The following is a 20,850-nucleotide window of genomic DNA, read 5'->3' as shown; positions in this document are numbered from 1 at the left end:
CTACCGGCGGATCGCCGCCAGCTGGTGGGCGTGGCCGACCAGCCGGCCGGCGGGATCCCAGACGCGGCACGACTCGTGCATGCGGTCGACGCCGGCGTGCTGCACCCACTGCGTGACCCGGAGCGGGCCCGGGGCGGGCTCGGCGACCACGTGCGCCGAGAGCGACATCGTCGGCGACCAGCCCAGCACGCCCATGTCGAACGTCGCCGGCGGCAGCACGTCGAGCACCACCAGCAGGCCCTCGGGCGTCCAGGGCTCGCCGGAGTCGAGGGCGGCCCAGCCCGAGACGCGGCCCTCGCCCGACGGCGCGCCCCGCAGGAAGCCCGTCGTGCGCGGGTCGAGACGGGTGTCGACGACGTCCATGATCGGCAGCGAGCCGCGGCCGTCGTCGGTGCTCGACGGGCTGCGCGGGCAGTCGTCGAACGGCGTGAGCTCCGGCGGGGCGGGCTCGACGTCGTGCGGTGTCGGTACCGCGGGCGGGCCCAGGACGCACGCGGCCTCGACGGCCGGCCCGCCCTGGTCGAGGCGCACGCGCAGCTGCGAGGCCCCGCGCCCGAGCCGCAGGACCGTCACCTCCAGGGAGGCCGGGCCCGGCTCCGGTGCCTGCAGGAACGTGCCGGTCACCGCCTGCGGGCAGGTGTGCTCCGGACGCTGTGCGGCGACCGTCTCGCGGGCGGCCCGGGCCAGCACGGCGAGCAGGTAGCCCCCGTGCAGCTTCGGGCCGATGCTCCACTGCTCGTCGAGGAGGACGGTGTAACGCCCCGGCTCGTCGGTGGGCTCGGGGCGCGTGGCCTTGTCGAACTCAGCCACGCGCGGCCCCGCTGGGTGTCGCCGGCCTCACGACTGCGGCGGGCGCGGCCAGTCGGCGGCTCCACCGTCGGGGTCGCGCGGCGGGTGGGTCGGGCGGCCCGGGTCGGTCGGGGTGTCGGACGGCGCGGGGCCGGCGCCGCGGCCGGTCGGCGGTCCGACGGGGCCCGTGGGCGGCTCGCCGACGCCGCCGGGACCCGCGGTCGAGGCGCCCGGCCCGGCCGGCGCGCCCTCGGCGTGCGGCGGGGTGGGATCGCCGGCGCCGGCGTCCGGGGCGCTCGGGGTCTGCGTGCCGGGGGGCTGGTTGCCCGCGGGCCGCGCGCCGGGGGTGCCGGCGGCGCCCTGGGGGCCCGCGGTGCCCTGGGGACCCGCGGTGCCCTGGGGTTCCGCGGTGCCGGGCGTGCCGACCGGTCCGGTCGCGCCCTGCTCGGTGCCGTCGCCGGCCGCCGCGCCCGGGGCCTGCGGCTCGCCCGTGCCCTGCTTCGCCGCCCAGCCGACGCCCTCGCCGACCTTCGCCTCGGCCCGGCCGATCTGCTCGGCGTACTTGCCGCCGGTCTTCTGGTCCACCCAGCGCGCGGCCTTGCCGATCGCGCCGAGGATGCTCTGCTCGTTGTCGGCCACCTTCTTGCTGGCCGTGTCGCGCAGGTCGTTGGCGAACTGCTTGCCCTGCTGCACGTAGTCGTCGCGGCTCATCGGTCCTCCACGGTCCGGGCGGGGCTCTGGACCGGCACGGTACCCGCGGGATCGCCCACCCCACACCCTCGTGAGGGCACCCCCACCGGGGGCGGAGGTATCGCCCCGGGTGGGCCGTGCGGCAGGGTGGCCGTCGGTCGCGGCGAGCGGCCAGGCACGATGGGTGGGGTGGACCCGGGGAACCGGGCCCTTCTGCGACGACGACGAGACGACGGGCCGGCACGCCGCCGGGGCACGGGGAACGAGGAGGCGCGCGGGCGTGAGTTCGACGGAGGCGGGCCCGCCGCCCACCGTGGGCGGCGGGCGCTACACCCTCGGCGACCTCATCGGCCGCGGTGGCGCGGCCGAGGTGTTCCGCGCCCGTGACGAGCTGCTCGGGCGCGACGTCGCCGTCAAGCTCTTCCCCGCCGGCGTCGGCGAGGCCGACGAGTCCCGGCGCCAGCGCGAGGTCCAGACGCTCGCCGGGATGAACCACCCCGGCCTGGTGACGATCTACGACGTCGGCCAGGAGCGCGACCGCGCGTACTTCGTGATGCAGCTCATCGAGGGCGAGTCGCTCGCCGACCGCATCCGCGGCGGCCCGCTCGCACTCGGCGACGTCGTCGCCCTCGGCGCGGCCCTCGGCGACGCGCTCACCTACGTGCACCGCCACGGCGTCGTCCACCGCGACATCAAGCCCGGCAACGTGCTGCTCGACATGGACGGGCGCCCGCACCTGTCGGACTTCGGCATCGCGGTGCTCGCCGACGCGACGAACATCACCGCGACCGGCATGGTCATCGGTACGGCGTCCTACCTGTCGCCGGAGCAGGTCCGCGGCCAGCAGGTGGGCCCGGCGTCCGACGTCTACGCGCTGGGCCTGGTGCTGCTCGAGTGCATCACGGCCCGCCGCGAGTACCCGGGCAACGCGCTCGAGGCGGCCGTCGCCCGGCTGCACCGCGCGCCCGAGATCCCGCCGGACCTCCCCGGCCCGCTCGGCAACCTGCTCGCGGCGATGACCGTCGACGAGCCCCTGGAGCGCCCCACCACCGAGCAGGTGGTCGGCGAGCTGCGCATGATGGCCCGCGAGGCCGGCATGGACGCCCAGACCGTCCTCGCCCCGGCGCCGGTCACGGGCAGCGGCGCGATGCGCACCACGGCGATGGGCCCGGGCACCGGCGCCACCGCGTACGCCCCGATGGGCGGGACCGGTCCCACGCGTCACATCGGTACCCCGCCCGGCGACTACGGCCCCGCGGCGGGCGCGGCCGGGGCCTACGGCGCCACCGGCGCGTACGGCGCGGCCGACCCGACCGCGCTCGTCGGTCCCGACGACCCCCGCACCGGCGGGGCCGCCGCCGCGCCGCGCCGCGGCCGCCGCGCCGCGGTCGTCGCGCTGCTGGCGCTGCTGCTGGCGGGCGGGGTCGGCGGCTACTTCCTGCTCTCCAACCAGGAGGAGGCGGCGCCGCCCGCGCTGCCCGTGCCCCCGCCCGTGCTGACCACGAGCAGCACGACCACCACCGAGCAGGAGACGACCACCCGCTCGCGGCGGACGACCACCCCGCCGCCGACCACGACGGTCGCCCCGCCGCCGGTCACGACGCGCCCGACGACCACCACGACCGTGCCCGTGCCGGGCGGGGGCGGCGGTGGCGGCGGTGGCGGTGGTGGCGGCACCACCGACGGCACCGGGGACGGCACGGCCGACGGGCCCGCCGACGGCACGGCCGACGGCACCGGTGACGGCGACGGCAACCCGCTGACGCCGCAGTGAGGGGAGCCGGGGCTCAGGCCCCGGCCACGCCACCGAACTCGCCGCCGAACTCGCCGGCGAGCACGCCGCGCCGGAAGGCGACCCACTCGTCGTCGCGGAAGTGCAGCACCGCGCCCGAGGCGGTCTCGTGCACGACGCGGGCGTCGTCCTCGTGCACCGTCACCTCGACGGCGCCGTTGGCGGAGGGGGAGTCGCGGGCGACCTCGTCGAGGAACACCGACCAGGCCCGGCGGTCGAGGTGCAGCACCGCACCCTCGCCGTGCTCCTTGGTGTCGCGGAGGTAGGTGTCGCCGTCGGCCTCGAGGACCTCGACGCAGCTCGCGCCGTTCGAGCTGAAGCTGGAGGTCCGCCATCCGTGGGTCATGGGCATGTCTCCTTGCACGGGGGGAGCGATGCGGCCGGACGACATCCGGGTGCCGGTCCCCGCTCAGGACCGCAGTGCCGCCCGCCGGGCGCGGATCACCTCGAGCGAGGCGTCCTCCGGCAGCGCCGCGGAGCGGAGTCTGGCAGCGGCCGTGCGGTATCCGCCAATCCGGTCGGGATCCTGGACGTAGACCGCCCCGTCCTGGAACTCCACGTAACCGATCGATCGCGCAGCGTCGAAATCGAGCAGCGTGAACTCGCCGTCCAGCCCGTCGTGCACCGCGACCGCGAGCGGCATCACCCGGATGACGACGTTGTCCTGCTCCGAGAGGAGCAGGAGGTGGTCGAGCTGGTCGGCCATCACCGTCGGGCCGCCGACGAGGCGGTCGAGGATGGTCTCCTCGATCACCGCCTCGTAGCGCAGCGGCCGGCCGTCGTCGTGCAGGCGCTGCTGACGGGCGAGGCGCAGGCCCACCACGTGGTCGACGTCGACCACCGGTACGCGCAGCGCGTCCTCGAGCAGGGCGGTGGCGTACGCGCGGGTCTGCAGCAGGCCGTGGAGCAGCAGCGGCTCGTAGGCGAACGCGGCCGTGGCCAGGCCCTCGAGGCCGACGAAGGTGCGCAGCCAGTCGGGGACGACGTCCGCGAACGGCGCCCACCACGTGCCGCGGTCGGCGTTGGAGGCCAGCGAGGCGAGCCGACCGATGTCGCTCGTGGACGCGCCGTAGGACTGCAGGAGCCGCACGACCTCGTCGGGACGCTGCTGGTTCTTGCCCTGCTCGAGATAGTTGATCTTCGCGTGGGTGCAGTCGAGGACCCGCGCCGCCGCGGTCTGCGTGTGTCCCGCCTGCTCCCGCGCTGCCCGGAGCTCGTGCCCGATCAGCCAGCGCAGGGCGCTCGGATCGGATCGGTCCGGTCCCCGTGGTGCGTCCCTGCCGGCGGGTCCGGGCTGTCCGGCTCCGCTGCGCTGCGTGTCCCCCTGCACGCGCCGAGTCCTCCTCGAGCCCCCCGTTCGGCGCCGCCGGTCGGCGCCGGTCGCCCGGAAGGGTAGCCATCTCCCACGACACGAACCGGTGAACTACTCTTCCCGCTACATGTAACAGTGCCGGCGCGTGATGTGGGGGTCCTCGTGTCCGATCCGTCCGCCGTGCGCCGCACTTCCCCGGCGGTCCCGGACACGCCGGGCGACGCGACCTGGATCCTCCCGGCCGAGCCGGCCTGCGGCACGACGACCACCACCGCCACCGGGCACCGCGCCACGCTGACCCACTGCCGGTGCGGCCTCCCGGTCGGCGGCGACGGCTACGACGTGTCCGTCGACCCCGAGCCCCACGACGTCGTGTCGGTGACCGTCCTCGGCCAGGTCCCCGGCGTCGCGCGCTGGGACCGCGGCTCCGACGGCCTCTGGTACCCCGGCCGCTCGCGCTACCAGGCGCCGACGCCGCCGGTGCCCTGGCGCGCACTGGGCGTCTGCGCCGCCCGGCGGCGGCACCGGATCGTCCCGGTGCGCCGCCTGACCTGACCTCCGTCGCCGACGGAGCGCGCCGCCACAGCCGGCACGGTGCGCGACCCAGGAGCGCACGGTGTCGTGACCGGCTCGGCGCGACACTAGGCGTGGCGGCGGAAGAGCGGCGCCCGCCCGGGCGGCTGCTCGATCTCGCCGACCGCCGGCGGCGGCGGCACGTCGAGGGTCACCGGCTCGTCGGTCGACACCGTGAACTCCTCGCCGTGGTGGCCGAGCTCGAGCTCGTCGCCCTTCTCGAGGGAGTACGTCGCGTGCGAGCCCTCGATCGCCACGTGCACCGACCGTCCCCGCCACTGGATGCGGAACCGCAGGCCGGACAGCGCCGCGGGCAGGCGCGGCGCGAAGGTCAGGCGCCCGTCGTGGGTGCGCATCCCGCCGAGGCCCATGACGATCGAGGTCCACGCGCTGCCCAGCGCCGCCAGGTGCACGCCGTCGCGGACGTTGTGCTCGAGGTCGGCGAGGTCCATCTGCGCCGACTCGCAGAGGTAGTCGTAGGCCAGGTCCATGTGCCCGGTCTCGGCGGCCATCACGGCGAGGGTGCCGGGGGACAGCGACGAGTCCCGGACGGTGATCCGCTCGTAGTAGACGAAGTTGTCGTACTTCTGCTGCGGGGTGAAGGCGTCCGGGCACTGGACCATCGCGAGGACCAGGTCGGGCTGCTTGACGACCTGCTTGCGGTAGAGGTCGAAGTAGGGGTAGTTGAGCAGCAGCGGGTAGTGGTCCTCGGGGGTGTTCTCGAACTCCCACACCGCGTGGCGGGTGAAGCCCTCGCTCTGCTGGTGCACGCCGAGCGCCTCGTCGAACGGGATCACCATCGCGGTCGCGGCCGACCGCCAGCTCGCGACCTCCTCGGGGCTCACGTGCAGCCGCTCGGCCTCCCGCGGCCAGCGCACCGCCACGTCGGCGGCCCCGCGCAGGTTCTTCTGCGCCATGAGGTTGGTGTAGACGTTGTTGTCGGCCACCGCGGAGTACTCGTCGGGGCCGGTGACGCCGTCGATGCGGAACGCGCTGTCGCTGTCGTGGTGACCGAGCGAGCGCCACAACCGTGCGGTGGCGACGAGCAGGTCGACACCGATGGTGCGCTCGAACTCGCGGTCGTCGGTGGCGGCGACGTAGCGCATGACCGCGTCGGCGATGTCGGCGTTGACGTGGAACGCCGCGGTGCCCGCCGGCCAGTACCCCGAGCACTCCTCGCCGTTGATCGTCCGCCAGGGGAAGGCCGCGCCGTCGAGCCCCAGGTGGGCGGCGTGGGCGTAGGCGATGTCGAGCGTCGAGTGCCGCCAGCGCAGGGCGTCGGCGGCCGCCCGCGGCTGGGTGTACATGAACACCGGCAGCACGAAGGTCTCGCCGTCCCAGAAGCTGTGGCCGTCGTAGCCCTGCCCGGTGAGGCCCTTGGCGCCGATCGCCCGCTGCTCGGCCCGCGCGCCGGCCTGCAGCACCTGGAACAGGCAGAACCGCAGCGCCTGCTGCAGGCGCGGGTCGCCGTCGATCTCGAGGTCGGCCTTCTCCCAGAACGCGTCGAGGTACTCGCGCTGCGCGGCGAGCAGGCCGTCCCAGCCGGTGTAGACCGACGCGTCGAGCGCGGCCTCGACCTGGTCGACGATCGCGGGCTGCGAGCGCTGGCTCGACCACCCGTAGGCCATGTACTTGACGACGCGCAGCGTCTGCCCGGGCCGCAGGCGCGTGATGACGGTGGTGCGCCCGACGTTGTTCGAGCAGGAGCTGGTCACCTGCGCGTCGTCGGGGCCGAAGACCTGGTGCTCCATGGCCGCGCCGACGCGCAGCTCGGAGCGCCGGGTCTGGTGGGTCATGCGGGCGCCGTGGCTGGAGTTCGAGTGGTGCTCGGGCACGAGCACGTCCTGCAGCGCGGCGGCGACGCGCGGGTCGCCCTCGATGACGGGCATCTGCTCGTTGGCGAAGAGCTCGGACTGGACGACGAGCAGGGCCTCCGACCCCGCGTCCGCGGGCACCCCGACCTCGTAGGAGATCGCCGCGACCGCGCGCTGGGAGAAGGACACCATGCGCGTCGAGGTGACGGTGACCCGCTGGCCGTTGGGCGAGGTCCAGTCGACGTGGCGGGTCAGGGTGCCCGCGCGCATGTCGAGGGTGCGGTGGTGGGCGTGCAGCTCGCCGTAGCGCACGTCGAGCGGCTCGTCGTCGACGAGCACCCGGATGAGCTTGCCGTTGGGGACGTTGACCAGCGTCTGGCCCTCGTCGGGAAACCCGAACCCGCCCTCGGCGTGGGGCAGCGGGCGGGACTCGAAGAACGAGTTGAGGTAGGTGCCGGGCATCGCGTGCGGCTCCCCCTCGTCGAGGTTGCCGCGCATCCCCACGTGGCCGTTGGCCAGCGCGAACAGCGACTCCGTCTGCGGCAGGGCGTCGAGGTCGACGCGCGGCTCGTGCACCGTCCACGGGTCGACCCGGAAGGCATTGGTGATCACGGGGAGCTCCTCGTCAACTCCGGACGCGCGCACACCCGCGCCCCTGGGCCGCCGGAGCCTCGGTCTCCTGCGGAGGTCGGCGGGAGCGTATCCGCCGGTTGTTTCCACCTTCGGGCCTACGGTGGTCGGCATGGTGTCCCGCGTCCGCATCCCCCGCACCGACCTCGAGGTCCACCCTCTCTGCCTGGGCGGCAACGTGTTCGGGTGGACCGCCGACGTGGACACCTCGGCCGCCGTGCTCGACGCCTATCTCGACGCGGGCGGCGACTTCGTCGACACCGCCGACTCCTACACCTGGCGCGTCGAGGGCAACACCGGCGGCGACTCCGAGCGGGTGCTGGGCGGCTGGATGGCGGCCCGCGGGGTGCGCGACCGCCTGGTCGTCGCCACCAAGGTGGGGTCGTGGCCCGAGCGCCCCGGGCTGTCGCCGGCGAACGTGCGCGCCGCCTGCGACGACTCGCTGCGCCGCCTGGGCACCGACCACATCGACCTCTACTACGCCCACCGCGACGACCCGGACACGCCGCTGGAGGACGCGCTGGGCGGGTTCGACGAGCTCGTGCGTGCCGGCAAGGTCCGCCACGTCGGCCTGTCGAACTTCTCGGCCGAGCGCCTGACCTCGGCGCTCACCGTCGCCGAGCGCCACGGGCTCGCGCGGCCGGTCGCGCTGCAGCCGCACTACAACCTCGTGGAGCGGGCGGTCTTCGAGGACGAGCTCGCCGACGTCGCCGCGTCCGCCGACCTCGGGGTCATGCCGTACTTCGCGCTGGCCAAGGGCTTCCTGACCGGGAAGTACCGCCCCGGCGACGCGCCGGACACCAGCGGCCCGATGGCCTCGGCGCGCGCCGGCGGCGCGGTGGAGTACCTCGACGACCGGGGCGTGCGCGTGCTCGGCGTGCTGGAGGAGGTCGCGGGCGCCCACGACGTCCCGATGGCGTCGGTGGCCCTCGCGTGGCTGGCGGCCCAGCCGACCGTCACCGCCCCGATCGCGTCGGCCCGCACCGTCGAGCAGCTCCACACCATCCTGCCCATGGCCGACCTCGAGCTCGCCGACGACGAGGTCGCCGCCCTCACCACGGCCTCGGAGGACACCCGCCTGGACGCCTGACCCGCTCTCCGGTGGCAGGGCGGCCACGGCTCGGGTTCTCTGTGCTCCTGTGAGCGCGCTCTCGTCGGTGCACCGCGCCCTCCAGGTGCTGGAGGTCGTCGCGGCGGCGGGGGACGGCATCACGGCGAAGGCGGTGGCGCGCCGCCTCGAGTACAACCTGTCGACGACCTACCACCTGCTCGACAGCCTCGTCTCCGACGGCTACCTCGTGCGGCTGGAGGCCTCGCGCGGCTTCGGGCTCGGGCCCAAGCTGCCGGCGCTGCACGACCGGCTCGTCGCCCAGCTGCCCGTGCCCCGCGGGCTCGGCGGGATCCTCGGCGAGGTGCACGGCACCGCGGGCGCGGGCGCGCTCTACGCGGCCTTCCGGGACGACGACGTCGTGGTGGTCGCGCACGACGACTGCGCCGAGCACCCGGTGCCCGTGATCTCGACGTGGCGCGGCGCCCTGCACGCGACGGCGATCGGGAAACTGTGGCTCGCCGAGTGCGGCGCGGCCGAGCGACGCGCGGTCCTCGACCGCGACGGCCTGCCGGCGCACGCGTACCGGACGATGACCGACCCCGCCGCGCTCGAGCGCGAGCTCGACGCCGTGCGCCGCCGCGACCTCGCCGTCGACCGCGGCGAGCTGCGCGAACGCCTGGCCTGCATGGCGGCCCCCGTGCGCGTGCCGGGGGCCGACGGCCCGGTGCTGGTGGGCGCGGTGGCGGTGGCCGTGCCGGTCGTGCCCGCCGGCGGCCCGGGCAGCATCGCCGACCGCCGCGACCGCCTCGAGCGCGCGGTCCGCGAGGGCGCGCGCCGGCTGGCGGTGGCCCTGCAGGATCGCGTTTCCACTGGGTGGGACGACGGCGGGCCCGGGGCCGTGCGGCGCGGATAACCTCCTGCGCATGAGTGCCCGGACCAGCGCCCCGTTCCGCGCCGACCACGTCGGGAGCCTCCTGCGCCCGCCCGCCCTCAAGCAGGCCCGCGACGACCACGCCGCCGGCCGCATCGACGCCGACGCCCTGCGCGCCGCCGAGGACGACGCCATCCGCGACGTCGTGAAGCTGCAGGAGGACGCCGGCCTGCAGGCGGCCACCGACGGCGAGCTGCGCCGCACGTCGTGGCACATGGACTTCCTCTACCAGCTCGACGGGGTGTCCTCGTCGAAGGACAGCTCGGTCGAGGTGGCGTTCCGCAACTCCTCCGGCGACATCACGTTCGCGGCCATGTCGCTGGTGATCGACCAGCGCATCGGGCTCTCGCAGACGATCTTCGGCGACGCCTTCTCGATGCTCGCCTCGACCGTGACGACCGCGGTGCCGAAGCTGACGATCCCCTCGCCGTCGATGCTGCACTACCGCCTCGGCGGGGCCCCGGTGCACGAGGGCTCGCCGTACACCGACGCGGACACGTTCTGGGCCGACCTCGCCGCCGCGTACCGGGAGGAGGTCTCGCGGCTCTACGAGCTCGGCGTCCGCTACCTGCAGCTCGACGACACCTCGCTGGCCTACCTCAACGACCCCGCCCAGCGCGAGTCGATGGCCGCGCGCGGCGAGGACGCCGACCACATGCACGTGCGCTACGTCGACACCATCAACGAGGTGCTCCGCGACCGCCCGTCCGACCTGCGCGTCACCACGCACATGTGCCGCGGCAACTACCGCTCCTCCTGGGCGGCCGAGGGCGGCTACGACCACGTCGCCGAGACCGTCTTCGGCGGCCTGCAGGTCGACGGCTTCTTCTGCGAGTACGACGACGCCCGCTCCGGCGACTTCTCGCCCCTGCGCTTCCTGCCCCGCGGCGACCAGCAGGTGGTCCTCGGCCTCGTGACCACCAAGACCGGCGAGCTCGAGGACCCGGACACGCTCAAGCGCCGCATCGAGGAGGCGACGAAGTACGTGCCGCTCGAGCAGCTCTGCCTCTCGCCGCAGTGCGGGTTCTCCTCGACGGTCGAGGGCAACGACCTCACCGCCGACCAGCAGCGCGCGAAGCTCGACCTCGTCGTCTCCGTGGCCCGCGACGTCTGGGGCTGACCGCCGGCCGCTTCCGGCGCGCCGGGCCCAGGGCCCGGGTCTGTCGCAGCGAACGCGCTGTTCGCTGCTTCTACGCGCGCGAACTCCCCGTTCGCGCGGCGGCCCGGGCCGGCGCCGGGACCGGCGGTCGTAGCGAACGCGCTGTTCGCTGCTTCTACGCGCCCGAACTCCGCGCTCGCGGCCCGGCGGCTGCCGCGTCCGCCTGTCCCCATCGTCCACACGCATCCACAGGGTCGGAGGGTCTCGCTACCGCTCTCGGGTGCGGCGAGGTGACGCTCCCGGCATGCCTCGTCGTGCCCGGGTCGACCCCGTCGCCATCGCCTCCGTCGGTCTCCACGGCGTCGCCGCGGTCGCGGACCTGACAGCGCTCGGCATGCCGTCGTCGACGATCGCGAGGCGGGTGCAGGCAGGACACGCGCGGCGGGTGCTGCGGGGCGTCGTGAAGGAGGGACCGGACGAACCGACCGACGACCAGCGCGCCGCGGCTGCCCTCCTCTACGCGGGCGAGCGGTCGGTGATCAGTGGTGGCGAGGCCCTGCGCCGCCACGGACTGACCGATCCGAGCCCGAGACGGCGAATCCTGGTCGTCGTCGACGCCCAGAGGCAGCGCACCTCGTCCGCGTTCGTGGAGATCGAGCGGACCGAGCGCCTCCCGGCTGCCCAGCTCGTCGACGGACTGGCCATCGCCCCGCTCGAACGGGCGGTGATCGACACCGTCCGCCGTGAGGACCGTCTCGACGTCGTTCGCGGTGTGCTCACCGAGGTCGTCCAGAAGGGCCGCACGACGGTGGCGCGGCTCGCGGCCGAGCTGGCGGCGGGCTCACAGCGGGGCTCGGCGCTCCCGCGTCGCGTGCTGCGCGACGAGCTCGGGGCCGGCGTGCGGTCGGTCGCGGAGGCGTGGGCGCGTGAGCTCCACGCCGAGAGCGAACTGCCGCGCGTCCTGTGGAACCCGCGCCTGTACGACCCGTCCGGCACCTTCATCGCGCAGGCAGACGGCTTCTTCCCGGACGTCGGCCTGGCCTGGGAGATCGACTCGGTCCAGCACCACTTCCTGCTGCCGGACTGGGACAAGACCCTGCGCCGACGCGCGCGGATGCAGGCCTTCGGGCTCGTCGTCGCGCACACTCGGCCGAGCCGGACCCGTACCGAGCGGGCCGCGGTGGTCGAGGAGCTGTGGGGCTCCTACCGCCTCGCGGCGTCGCGGCCCTGCCCGGACCTGCGCATCGTCGCCGCCTGACCACTCCGGCCCACCGATCGTGGACAGCGAGCGGGGAGTTCGTGCGCCTAGAAGCTGCGAACAGCGCGTTCGCTGCCGGGAACGAGGCCGCGCAGACCCCCACGACCGGAGCGAACGCGGAGTTCGTGCGCCTAGAAGCAGCGAACAGCGCGTTCGCTCCGGACGGGACCGCCCGCCAGCGACCAGCGACGGAGGTGCTCAGACGCCGTAGCGCGCCGCGAGCTGGCCGCGGCAGATGCTCGTGTTGGCGTCCACGCCCACCTGGTACGAGCGGGCCTTGCGCAGGTGCAGCGGCAGGGCCTCGACGCCCACCGTGGCGCCGGTGGGGTCGACGACGAGCGGGTCGGCGTCGCCTGCCGGGATGCCGAGCTCGCGGCGGCGTTCCCGCAGCCGCCGCAGGTCGTCGGACGCCGGGGCGTCGCCCAGCGTCATCGCCGCCACGTCCTCCGGCGTCGCGCCGGCGCGCACGAGCGGGCGGACGACGAGGTCGGTGCCCGCCATCAGCGCGCGCTCGGTGAACGTGCGCCGCAGGTCGTCGAGCTCGGCGACCGCCTCGCCGACCTCGGTGCCCGCCATCGACGAGACGAAGCCCGCCCGGGCGGCGACGCCGGCGTTGATGGCGTCGGAGGCGAAGTGGTCGGCGAGGACCACGTCGGCCCGGGTCACCCCGGGCGCCGCCGACACCGCGTCGTGGGCGTCGGCGACCATGAGGAACGCGAAGTTCGGCGCGCAGAAGTAGGTGGGCAGGCGCAGCGACACGTGCGCGACCCCGTCGTCGTCCACCGAGCACGACCCGACGAAGTCCAGCGAGACGACGTCGGTGTCGAGCTCGGGGTCGCGGACGGTCCGCAGCGCCTCCCACACCCGCGCCGCCGTGCCCGTGGCCGCGGCGGCCGCCGCGGCGTTCGAGCCGACCGGTCCGGCAGCGCGGGCGTCGGAGAGCACCGTCATGCCTGGGCCACCGCCTTGTCGTCCACGAGCTCGGCGTCGTCGGCCGAGGCGGGCGCGCTGGTGTCCGAGGACAGCTGGCACTCCGCGGGCACCGGGATGTCGTACAGCCGCGCGGCGTTGAGGCCCAGGATCTTCTTCTTGCCGTCGACGCCGAGACGCGGGTAGTCGTCGTACTCGGCGCTCTCGGGGAAGTCCCAGTCGACCAGGCCCTCGACCTGCCACTTCGGTTCCCAGATGTTGTAGTCCGAGCCGAAGGTCATCTTGTCCTCGCCGACCCAGAACAGCAGCTCGCCCATCACCTTGGCGAAGAAGCGCGGGCGGGCGTGCATGAGGCCGCCGAGCACGACCGAGAGGCCGGCGTAGACGTTCGGCTCCTGGGTCGCCATGAAGCAGAAGTCCTCGATGCGCGGCAGTCCCACGTGCTCGACGATGAAGTTCAGGCCCTGGAAGTCGGTGGCGGCGTGGTCGACGTCCGAGACGTCGAACGCGTCCTTGTCCAGCGGCCAGATCGTCGGGCCCTTGTGCACGTGGATGTTCTTGATGCCCAGCTCCTGGGCGCGCTCGAGGAAGCGGTAGCACTCGGGGTCGGACAGCTTGAAGCCGCGCGAGTCGCCGTTCCACTCCGCGGTGTAGAGCTTCGCGCCGGTGGGCTGGTAGGTCTCGACGTTCTTCTCGAACTCCCGCATGCCGGCGTCGCCGTCACGCGGGTCGAAGCGCGTGTTCACCCGGAACTTCTCCGGGTGCTTCTTCGCGAGCTCGCCGTTGCGCTCGCTGGTGTTGAAGCCGTCCTTGTACCACTCGCGCAGGTAGGTCGACTGGAAGATGGCCACGTCGACGTGGCCTTCCTCGAAGACCTCGCGCATCAGCTGCTCCTCGGAGACCTTCTGGAACTCCTCGAGCGGCTGGTGGGTCTCGGCCGGGCCGAGGGACTGGTAGGCGTGGAAGCACTCGATCCAGCCCTTGGCGTACTGCTCCGCACCCTGCACCCAGTTCTCGGGCGACGCGTCCCAGTAGTGCATGTGGGAGTCGACGACGAAGTACTTCTCACCGTTCTTCTCGTACACGGGTGTGGCCTCCCTGGGTGCGCGGTGGCGTCGCGCGCGGTGGTGGTGGTCGCGTGAGGGCCCCTCAAACGCGGTCCACATCACACGTGATCGTCCGGTCGTGGGCAAGAGGATGGTTTCCACCCGTCGCCGAAACGGACAACGACGACATCGGCGACCAGGTCGCCGGTCTCGGGTCGTCGGTATCGTCGGGCCATGCGCATCGTCATCGCCGGCGGACACGGGAAGATCGCGCTGCGGCTGGAGCGGCAGGCCGCCGCCCGGGGCGACGCGTCCGTCGCCCTCATCCGCGACCCCGAGCAGTCCGACGACGTGCGCGAGGCCGGCGCCGAGCCCGTCGTCGCCGACCTCGAGGCGATCGGCTCCGGCGAGCTCGCCGCGCACCTGACCGGCGCCGACGCCGTCGTGTTCGCCGCCGGGGCGGGCCCGGGCAGCACGGCCGAGCGCAAGGGCACCGTCGACCGCGACGCCGCGCTGCTGCTCGCCGACGCCGCCGCGGCCGCCGGCGTGCGGCGCTACCTGCTGGTCTCGGCGATGAACATCGACAGTCCGCCGGCGCCCGAGGACGACGACTCGGTCTGGGCGCACTACCTGCGCGCGAAGAAGGCGGCCGAGGACGCCCTGCGCGCCCGGGCGGACCAGGGGGCCCTCGACCTCACCATCCTGCGGCCCGGGCGTCTCACCGACGACCCGGGCACCGGGCTGGTGCGGCTCGGCCCCGTCGGCGGCCAGCCCCCCGTCGGGTACGGCGAGGTCACCCGCGACGACGTCGCCGCGGTCCTGCTCGCGCTGCTCGACGCCCCGGCGACGGCGGGTGCCGTGCTCGACCTCATCGGCGGGACCGTGCCCCCGGCACAGGCCGTGGCCGCGCTCGGCGGGGCGAACGCGCCCCGCTGACTCACCCGATGAGCCCCTGCTCGCGCAGGAAGGAGCGCGCGACCTCGTCGGGGTCGCGTCCGCCCGCGGACACGCGCTCGTTGAGCTGGCGCATGACCGGCTCGGTCAGCGTCGGCGCGAGCATCCGGCCCACCAGCGCCAGGCGCGGCGCGCGGGCCACCACCTCGCTGCGCACCGTCAGTGCCGCGTTGTAGGGCAGGAAGTAGCCACGGTCGTCGACGAGCGTGGACAGGCGCAGCGGGTTGAGCCGCCCGTCGGTGGCGAACACCTCGCCGAACGTGCACGGCTTCGCCGCGGCGATGGCCTCGTAGATCTGGTCGATCTCGCGGGTGTCGAGCGACTTGTCGTCGAGGGTCATCTCGTAGGTCGCGAGCATCCCCTGCAGGCCGTCCTCGCGGCCGGTGAACTCCTGGTCGACGCACAGGGTCCCCTCCGGCGCGCCCGCCCGGACGAGGGCGGCGAAGTCGGAGATCGTGCGGATGCGCAGGCGCTGGGCGATGTCGGTGCGCACGCCGATCGCGTAGGTGTTGTTGAACGGGGTGGGGTCGAACCAGGTGACCTGGTTGCCCGCGTCGGCGGTCCGCACCGCGTCGAAGAGCACGCGCGGGTCGGCGATCGTCGACTCCTGCGACAGGTAGAGGCGCCAGGCCGTGCCGGTGTACTCCCAGTACATGTCGATCTGACCGCTGGTCAGGGCGGCGCGGACGTTCGACGATCCCTTGGTGTCGCAGCGGTCGACCACGGTCGCGCCGGTCGACTGCAGCACCGCGATGGTCATCTTGCAGAGCACGATCTGCTCGGCGAACTCCTTGCCGCCGACCGTGAGCGTCTGCCCGGTGAGGTCGACCTCGCTCGCGACGCTGCCCGGCGGGGTCAGCCGCGGGCTGCCCGAGCACGCCGCGAGGCCGGTGGCGAGGGCCGTGACGACCGCGACGAGCACGAGGATCGGGACGGGGCAGCGCCGGGATCGGGGCACGGGCGTGCAGCCTCCGGTCGTCATCGTCGTGGCAGAACGGTCGTGCACGTCTCGCCGCCGCGGACGACGACGGCCGGCCGGGATCCGAGGACCCCGACCGGCCGCCGCCGTCGTCATGCGCTCAGGTCACCACCGGGGCCTCACTGGCCGCCGATGAATCCCTGCTGCTGCAGCCAGCGCGTCGCGACCTGCTGCGGGTCCTGGCCCTGCGAGGACACCTGCCCGTTCAGGTCCAGCATCACCTCGTTGGTCAGTCGAGGCGTGATCTGCTCGAAGATGCGGGCGACGCTCGGGTTGCGGTCGAAGACCTCCTTGCGGAAGGTCGGCGACGCGTTGTACTGCGGGAAGTAGTTCTTGTCGTCCTGCAGCGTCACCAGGTTCAGGCCGGGGATGCGGCCGTCGGTGGTGAAGACCTCGCCGAAGTTGCACGGGTTGCCGTTGGCGGTGGCCTGGTAGATCGCGCCCGTGTCCAGCGTGTTCAGCCCGGGCGGGCCGGCCGGCGGGTTGGTGACGCCGTAGGTCCGGAACAGCCCGGCGAGGCCGTCGTCACGACCGGCGAACTCGGCCTCGACGCACAGCGTCGCGGCCGGGTTGCCGCTGTTGGTGAAGTTGCCCCAGTCGGTCAGCGTGCGCAGGTTGTTCTGCTCCGAGAACGGGCGGGTCACCGCGAGGCCGTAGGTGTTGTTGAACGGCGACGGCGGCAGCCAGACGATGTTGTTCTGCGCCAGGTCGGCGTCCCGGGTCGCGATGTACTGCTGCTCGGAGCCCGGGATCGGCGTGGCGTTCTTGAGGTGGGTGATCCAGCCGGTACCGGTGTACTCCCAGTACATGTCGATCTGGCCGCTGGTCAGGGCCGACCGGGTCGCGGCGGTCCCGGTGATGTTGCAGCGGTCGTTGGCCGTGGCGCCCACCGATTGCATGGCCGCGATGGTCATCTTGCAGAGCACGAGCTGCTCGTCGAACTCCTTGCCGCCGACCGTGTAGGTCTGCCCGGCGAGGTTGATGCCGCTGGCCGCGAGGCTGCCGCCCTGGGCCTGGGGCTGACCGCTGCCCGACAGGCCGCCGCAGCCGGCGGCCAGCAGCGCCGTGGCGGCGAGCGTGACCGCGCCCGCCCGCCAACCGAGGCGACGACCGGAGCGGCCGCCGCGGGATGTCCACCGCACAGTGTTCTCCTTATCCTCCGGGGTAGGCCGGGCCTCGCGGGCGGGGCGGCGGCCGAGAGAAATCGTTGGGGTCCGGTGTTCAGCCGGACCGGGCGACGACGATGCGTTCGACGACGCCGGCGAGCCAGTCGATGAGCAGGGCGAGGGCGGCGATGATGCCGCCGGCCACGAGCAGGACGTTGATGCGGTTGAGGCGCAGCGCCTGCTGGACGAGCTCGCCGAGCCCGCCGGCGCCGATGTAGCTCGCGAGGGTCGCGGTGCCGACGTTGAGCACCAGCGCCACGCGCAGGCCGGCCACGATGACCGGCACCGCGAGCGGGATCTCGACCCGGAAGAGCGTCTGGCGCGACGTCATCCCCATGCCGCGGGCCGCCTCGATGAGCGACTGGTCGACCTGCTGGAGCCCGACCACGGTGTTGCGGAGCACGGGCAGCAGGGCGGCGATGGTCAGGCCGACGACGGCGGTGGTGAAGCCGAAGTCGAGCCAGAACGCCATGAGCAGCAGGACACCGAAGGGGGGCAGGGCCTGGGCGAAGCCGCCGACGGCGAGCACGGGTCCCTGGACGCGGCGGGCGCCCCGCCGGCTCAGCGCGATGCCGAGCGGCACGGCGATGAGCAGCACGAGCACCGTGGACGCCCCCGCCAGGAGGATCTGCTGCCAGAGCAGGCCGCCCACGTTGGCGGGCGCGAGCACCCGCTGCTCGATGGTGTCGAGCTGCCGGGTGCCGACGTAGAGGAACAGGAACACCAGGAGCAGCACGATGATGGCCGGGAGGATGACCAGGTCGTAGTGCTGGCTCCACAGCGCGGCGAGGCGGGTCTGCTCCCTCTTCTCGCCCTCCTCGACGGCGGCCTCGGCCTGCGCGTCGACGGTCTCGGTGGTCGCGGTGCTCATGCGTCGCGCTCCCGCGTGCGCAGCCCGCCGACGAGGTCGTTCCAGTGCAGGACGCCCTGGGCGCGCCCCTCCTCGTCGACGACGGCCACCAGCGAGGCCGAGCTGTCGAGCATGACGTCGACGGCGTCGTAGACGGTGCCCGAGATCGGGACCGTCACCAGCGGGACGCCGGTGGCGTCGCCGCCGGGCAGGTGCCGCCACGACACGGGCTTGCCCGAGCCGTCGACCTCGGCGACCGCGGTGCCGTTGCGGCCCGCCGCTCCGCCCGCCCCGGCCTCGTCGGTCTCGATGGGGTGGAGCTCGAGGTGGGCGAGCTCGAGCAGGCTCAGGCGCCGGACCGCCGCGCCGCCGCCGACGAAGTCGGACACGAAGTCGTTGGCCGGGCGGGTCAGGACGGTGTCCGGGTCGTCGTACTGCTCGAGCCGGCCGGTCGCGAAGACGGCGATCTTGTCGCCGAGCTTCACGGCCTCCTGCAGGTCGTGGGTGACGAACGCGATCGTCTTGCCGACCGTGCGCTGGATCTCCAGGAACTCGTCCTGCAGGCGGTCGCGGGTGATCGGGTCGATCGCGCCGAACGGCTCGTCCATGAGCATCACCGGCGGGTCCGCGGCGAGCGCGCGGGCCACACCCACGCGCTGCTGCTGGCCGCCGGAGAGCTGGCGGGGGTAGCGGTCGCGGAACGTCGACGGCTCGAGACCGACGAGGTGGAGCAGCTCGTCGGCGCGCTGCCGGATCCGCTGCTTGTCCCAGCCGAGCATCTTCGGGACCACGCCGATGTTGTCGGCGATGGAGAAGTGCGGGAAGAGGCCGCCCTGCTGGATGACGTACCCGATCTCGCGACGGAGCTGGTCGCCGTTGACGTGGGTGACGTCCTTGCCGTCGAGCAGGATGCGGCCCGACGTCGGCTCGATCAGCCGGTTGATCATCTTCAGCGTCGTCGTCTTGCCGCAGCCCGACGGGCCGATCAGCATCACGATCTCGCCCTGCGGGATGCTCAGGTCGAGCTGGCTCACCGCGGGCTGCGTGCTGCCCGGGTAGATCTTCTCGACGCCCTCCAGGACGATCATGTCGGGCTTGCCGGCACCGTCCGGGGTCTCGACGACGGGCTGGTCTGTGGTCTCAGACACGGATCCCCCTGGGGATGGTCAGGCGCTGGACGATGGCGAAGAAGATCTCGAAGACGGCGGCGACGACCAGGCACAGCAGCGTGCCCGCGAGGACCTGGTAGAAGGAGTTCGCCGCGCCGATGCGCGAGATCCCGTTGAGGAGCAGGATGCCGAGCCCGGGACCCTGGACGACGGCGCCGACCACGGCGATCGAGATGGAGATCAGCGTGGTGACGCGGATGCCGTTGAGGATGACCGGCCACGCCAGCGGCAGCTGGATGGTGAGCAGGCGGCGCAGCCGGCCGTAGCCGAGACCGCGGGCCGACTCGAGGATGGCCCGGTCGACCGTGGTCAGACCCGCCACCGTGTTCCGCAGCACGGTGTAGAGGGTGTAGATCGTCAGCACGATGATCGCGGTGGTGACCCCCAGCCCGGTGATGGGCAGGAACAGCGCGAACAGCGCCAGCGACGGCACGGTGAGCAGCGCGGCGGTGAACACCAGGCCGCCCTCGCGGATGCCCGTCGCGAACCAGTCGAGCGAGAACCGGCGGGGGTCGGGCTCGCCGGTCGACACCGCCAGCCCCAGCGCGACGCTGATCGCCGAACCGATGCCGACGGCGATGAGCACCACCAGGAAGTGGGCCTGGGTCAGGAACAGGATCTGCTGGGAGTTGCTGGCGAGGTAGTCCAGGAAGTTCACGACGCTCCTCTCTCGGGAGCAGGGGGGGTGGACAGGGCGGACACGTCGGGACCCGGGCCGTGCGGTCCCGCGCGGGCGGTGGCACGGCCCGGCGGGCTCGCCGCCTCCTCCGCCCCCAGGGACCGGGACAGGTCGGAGGCCGCCCGCAGCACCGCGGCGCGGACCTCGTCGAGGACGGGGTCGACGCGGGACTCCGGCCCGCTCACCCCGAGGGCGGCGACCACGGCGCCGGAGCTGTCGCGCACGGGCGCGCCGAGCGAGAGCAGGCCGCGGTCGGTCTCGTGACGGGCGAGCGACCACCCGCGGCGACGCTCGTCGGACACCCGCGAGACGAGCTCGTCGAGCGACCGGGGCGCGGCCGGGCCGGCGGGACCGAGGCCCTCGGGCACGATGATGCGGGCGATCGCGGCCGTGTCGAGGTCGAACAGGAGCGCACGGCCGGTGGCGGTGCACGACAACGGCATCGTGCGCCCCACCCACCCCGCGGCGCGCAGCTCGCTGTCCGGGGCGGCGGTGCTGATGGTCATGACGCTGCCGCCGCTGCGGATGCCGACGTCGATCCGCTCGCCGAGCAGCACGGCCTCGCGCGCGACGGTGGCGTCGGCCTCGTCGCGCAGGCGGCGGTCGACGGCCGTGGCGCCGATGGCGAACAGCCGGGTGCCGATGCGGTAGCGCAGCGACCCGGGCTCGCGGTCGACGTACCCGGCGTCGGCGAGGAGCTTGAGCAGGCGCGAGACCTGCGACTTGTCCCGCCCGAGCTGGCGCGCGATCTCGACGACGCCGAGCGAGGACGGCCCGCCGGGGGTGCCGAGGAGGTCGAGGACGTCGAGCGCCCGGTGCACCGGGCCGCCGGCCTCGTCACGGGAGCGGCGACCTCGCGGGGCGGGGGCGGACGCGTCGGTGGCGCCGAGCGCGGTGGCGGGGGAGCGGGGCGCGGGCGTCGCGGGCGTCTCGGCGGCACCGGTGCGCGCACGAGGGCTCACGGCCCGCCCTCCCCTCCGGTGTCCCCGTCGTCCGGGACGTCCACGGTGGGCGTCTGGGGCAACGGGCGTTGTCCCTGCGACAACGGCTGCGGGGACAGTAGGCGGGAGACGCGGGGTTGTCACCCCGTTGGTCCGACATTCGAGCGATGTTTACCGCGCACAACCGATCGCGCTCG

The 20,850-nt window shown here is 73.9% G+C and carries 20 protein-coding genes; 7 read left to right on the top strand and 13 right to left on the bottom strand.

Going from position 1 to position 20,850, the window contains the following annotated elements; genetic code table 11:
• Complete coding sequence (locus tag PH190_RS09475; RefSeq protein ID WP_274231254.1) at positions 1-810, bottom strand: thioesterase family protein; 810 nt, start codon at positions 808-810, stop codon at positions 1-3.
• Between the two features lie 27 nt (positions 811-837).
• Complete coding sequence (locus PH190_RS09470; RefSeq protein ID WP_274231253.1) at positions 838-1,500, bottom strand: Rv0909 family putative TA system antitoxin; 663 nt, start codon at positions 1,498-1,500, stop codon at positions 838-840.
• 259 nt (positions 1,501-1,759) lie between these two features.
• On the opposite strand from PH190_RS09470, the gene PH190_RS09465 reads away from it, so the two are divergent.
• Entirely contained in the window at positions 1,760-3,253 is a 1,494-nt protein-coding gene (locus PH190_RS09465) for a serine/threonine-protein kinase (RefSeq protein WP_274231252.1), read from the top strand.
• Between the two features lie 13 nt (positions 3,254-3,266).
• Here the strand turns inward: PH190_RS09465 and PH190_RS09460 are convergent, their stop codons facing one another.
• Positions 3,267-3,617 (bottom strand): DUF397 domain-containing protein, encoded by a 351-nt coding sequence (locus tag PH190_RS09460; protein WP_274231251.1) that lies wholly within the window; start codon positions 3,615-3,617, stop codon positions 3,267-3,269.
• A 63-nt stretch (positions 3,618-3,680) separates the two neighbouring features.
• Positions 3,681-4,601 carry a helix-turn-helix domain-containing protein gene (locus PH190_RS09455; RefSeq protein WP_274231250.1) on the bottom strand — a complete coding sequence of 307 codons (921 nt, stop codon included), beginning with the start codon at positions 4,599-4,601 and terminating at the stop codon, positions 3,681-3,683.
• 144 nt (positions 4,602-4,745) lie between these two features.
• Here PH190_RS09455 and PH190_RS09450 point away from each other — a divergent pair, with 144 nt between their 5' ends.
• Complete coding sequence (locus tag PH190_RS09450) at positions 4,746-5,138, top strand: hypothetical protein (RefSeq protein ID WP_274231249.1); 393 nt, start codon at positions 4,746-4,748, stop codon at positions 5,136-5,138.
• 86 nt (positions 5,139-5,224) lie between these two features.
• Here PH190_RS09450 and PH190_RS09445 read toward each other — a convergent pair whose 3' ends face one another.
• Positions 5,225-7,582, bottom strand: a complete 2,358-nt coding sequence (locus PH190_RS09445) for a glycoside hydrolase family 65 protein (RefSeq protein ID WP_274231248.1) — start codon at positions 7,580-7,582, stop codon at positions 5,225-5,227.
• Positions 7,583-7,712: 130 nt separating this feature from the next.
• Here PH190_RS09445 and PH190_RS09440 point away from each other — a divergent pair, with 130 nt between their 5' ends.
• The 4 genes from PH190_RS09440 (at position 7,713) to PH190_RS09425 (ending at position 11,939) form a co-directional block, all read left to right on the top strand.
• Positions 7,713-8,690 (top strand): aldo/keto reductase, encoded by a 978-nt coding sequence (locus PH190_RS09440; protein ID WP_274231247.1) that lies wholly within the window; start codon positions 7,713-7,715, stop codon positions 8,688-8,690.
• A gap of 49 nt (positions 8,691-8,739) precedes the next feature.
• Positions 8,740-9,564 carry an IclR family transcriptional regulator gene (locus PH190_RS09435; RefSeq protein WP_274231246.1) on the top strand — a complete coding sequence of 275 codons (825 nt, stop codon included), beginning with the start codon at positions 8,740-8,742 and terminating at the stop codon, positions 9,562-9,564.
• A 10-nt stretch (positions 9,565-9,574) separates the two neighbouring features.
• Positions 9,575-10,702 (top strand): 5-methyltetrahydropteroyltriglutamate--homocysteine S-methyltransferase, encoded by a 1,128-nt coding sequence (locus PH190_RS09430; protein ID WP_274231245.1) that lies wholly within the window; start codon positions 9,575-9,577, stop codon positions 10,700-10,702.
• Positions 10,703-10,985: 283 nt separating this feature from the next.
• Entirely contained in the window at positions 10,986-11,939 is a 954-nt protein-coding gene (locus PH190_RS09425; RefSeq protein ID WP_274231244.1) for a hypothetical protein, read from the top strand.
• A gap of 198 nt (positions 11,940-12,137) precedes the next feature.
• Here PH190_RS09425 and PH190_RS09420 read toward each other — a convergent pair whose 3' ends face one another.
• Together PH190_RS09420 and PH190_RS09415 are read right to left on the bottom strand one after the other, a co-directional pair.
• The gene (locus tag PH190_RS09420) at positions 12,138-12,890 is read right to left on the bottom strand and encodes a metal-sulfur cluster assembly factor (RefSeq protein ID WP_274231243.1); all 753 of its coding nucleotides are present in this window, start codon (positions 12,888-12,890) and stop codon (positions 12,138-12,140) included.
• Positions 12,887-13,954: an amidohydrolase family protein gene (locus PH190_RS09415; RefSeq protein WP_274231242.1), complete on the bottom strand. Its 1,068-nt coding sequence runs from the start codon at positions 13,952-13,954 to the stop codon at positions 12,887-12,889. Before PH190_RS09415 ends, PH190_RS09420 begins: the two co-directional genes overlap by 4 nt.
• 195 nt (positions 13,955-14,149) lie before the next feature.
• Between PH190_RS09415 and PH190_RS09410 the strand changes: the two genes are divergently transcribed.
• Positions 14,150-14,851: an NAD(P)H-binding protein gene (locus PH190_RS09410; RefSeq protein WP_274231241.1), complete on the top strand. Its 702-nt coding sequence runs from the start codon at positions 14,150-14,152 to the stop codon at positions 14,849-14,851.
• A gap of 1 nt (position 14,852) precedes the next feature.
• On the opposite strand, the gene PH190_RS09405 is transcribed toward PH190_RS09410, so the two are convergent.
• The 6 genes from PH190_RS09405 to PH190_RS09380 form a co-directional block, all read right to left on the bottom strand.
• A complete protein-coding gene (locus PH190_RS09405; protein ID WP_274231240.1) occupies positions 14,853-15,827 on the bottom strand; it encodes a glycine betaine ABC transporter substrate-binding protein in 975 nt (324 codons plus the stop codon).
• A gap of 140 nt (positions 15,828-15,967) precedes the next feature.
• Positions 15,968-16,990: a glycine betaine ABC transporter substrate-binding protein gene (locus PH190_RS09400; RefSeq protein ID WP_274231239.1), complete on the bottom strand. Its 1,023-nt coding sequence runs from the start codon at positions 16,988-16,990 to the stop codon at positions 15,968-15,970.
• A 79-nt stretch (positions 16,991-17,069) separates the two neighbouring features.
• Complete coding sequence (locus PH190_RS09395) at positions 17,070-17,885, bottom strand: ABC transporter permease (RefSeq protein WP_274231238.1); 816 nt, start codon at positions 17,883-17,885, stop codon at positions 17,070-17,072.
• Complete coding sequence (locus PH190_RS09390; RefSeq protein WP_420791612.1) at positions 17,882-19,012, bottom strand: ABC transporter ATP-binding protein; 1,131 nt, start codon at positions 19,010-19,012, stop codon at positions 17,882-17,884. Before PH190_RS09390 ends, PH190_RS09395 begins: the two co-directional genes overlap by 4 nt.
• The gene (locus PH190_RS09385; RefSeq protein ID WP_274231237.1) at positions 19,005-19,691 is read right to left on the bottom strand and encodes an ABC transporter permease; all 687 of its coding nucleotides are present in this window, start codon (positions 19,689-19,691) and stop codon (positions 19,005-19,007) included. The genes PH190_RS09390 and PH190_RS09385 overlap by 8 nt, the downstream gene beginning before the upstream one ends.
• Entirely contained in the window at positions 19,688-20,674 is a 987-nt protein-coding gene (locus PH190_RS09380) for an IclR family transcriptional regulator (protein WP_274231236.1), read from the bottom strand. The genes PH190_RS09385 and PH190_RS09380 overlap by 4 nt, the downstream gene beginning before the upstream one ends.
• Positions 20,675-20,850: the final 176 nt, after the last annotated feature.

This window comes from Actinomycetospora straminea, assembly GCF_028737255.1.
In the GTDB taxonomy this organism is placed as follows: Bacteria; Actinomycetota; Actinomycetes; order Mycobacteriales; family Pseudonocardiaceae; genus Actinomycetospora; species Actinomycetospora straminea.
Note: the sequence above shows the minus strand (reverse complement) of the source record. Positions and strands in the feature narration are given on the sequence as shown.

Coding starts and splice junctions, on each gene's coding strand:
- PH190_RS09470 (WP_274231253.1), bottom strand. CDS start 1,500: ATGAGCCGCGACGACTACGTGCAGCAGGGCAAGCAGTTCGCCAACGAC.
- PH190_RS09460 (WP_274231251.1), bottom strand. CDS start 3,617: ATGACCCACGGATGGCGGACCTCCAGCTTCAGCTCGAACGGCGCGAGC.
- PH190_RS09440 (WP_274231247.1), top strand. CDS start 7,713: ATGGTGTCCCGCGTCCGCATCCCCCGCACCGACCTCGAGGTCCACCCT.
- PH190_RS09430 (WP_274231245.1), top strand. CDS start 9,575: ATGAGTGCCCGGACCAGCGCCCCGTTCCGCGCCGACCACGTCGGGAGC.
- PH190_RS09425 (WP_274231244.1), top strand. CDS start 10,986: ATGCCTCGTCGTGCCCGGGTCGACCCCGTCGCCATCGCCTCCGTCGGT.
- PH190_RS09420 (WP_274231243.1), bottom strand. CDS start 12,890: ATGACGGTGCTCTCCGACGCCCGCGCTGCCGGACCGGTCGGCTCGAAC.
- PH190_RS09410 (WP_274231241.1), top strand. CDS start 14,150: ATGCGCATCGTCATCGCCGGCGGACACGGGAAGATCGCGCTGCGGCTG.
- PH190_RS09395 (WP_274231238.1), bottom strand. CDS start 17,885: ATGAGCACCGCGACCACCGAGACCGTCGACGCGCAGGCCGAGGCCGCC.